The 565-nt window shown below is 37.9% G+C and carries 1 protein-coding gene; it reads right to left on the bottom strand.

The genetic code is table 11. The features are described 5' to 3' along the window. Positions 1–423: hypothetical protein (locus RF640_RS19070; protein ID WP_368828673.1), on the bottom strand; the 423-nt coding region annotated here is incomplete at its 3' end. Positions 424–565: the final 142 nt, after the last annotated feature.

A 565-nucleotide genomic window follows, 5' to 3' on the forward strand; every position in this document is an offset into this window, starting at 1 on the left:
AGATTTTTTTCTCACAGGAATATTGAAGGTTTCTTCTGCGAGGTCAATCATGGTGGAGAATGCCTTAGAGCGAAGCTTCTCTAACTCCAAAGCCTTGCGGAGACGCTTAATCTCTGCATCTTTCTCTTTCAACTGTTCATTTGTTGTCTTTGCCATATCGTCACGGTTTTGGTCTTCTGGCGGCAAAGATAACAAATCTTTTTCATTTAAGAACTTATCCATCCAAGAAAATAGCACTGTACGACTGCTTATATAGTATTTCTTGATGATTTCTTCTGCTGGGAGCCCACTCTCCATATACTCTCGAACTATCATGATACGATCATCATCTGTAAAAGAGTAGCTATTCAACTCTACCTCACGGGTCTCAAACCAACCAGTGTCCTCATTATACACACGTTCAATTCTTGTCTTACGTTTCATTGTCACTTCTGTTTGTTCCTAAGTGACAACCTTTTTCAGGGAAGTACACCCCAAAGTGACACAAAAAATGATTATTAATTATTTATATTTTTTAAAGTACACACATCTATCAAATTCCGTTCCTTTTCATTTGCAAACGTAG

The organism is Kocuria sp. CPCC 205231, from assembly GCF_040980965.1.
Classification (GTDB): domain Bacteria; phylum Actinomycetota; class Actinomycetes; order Actinomycetales; family Micrococcaceae; genus Kocuria; species Kocuria rosea.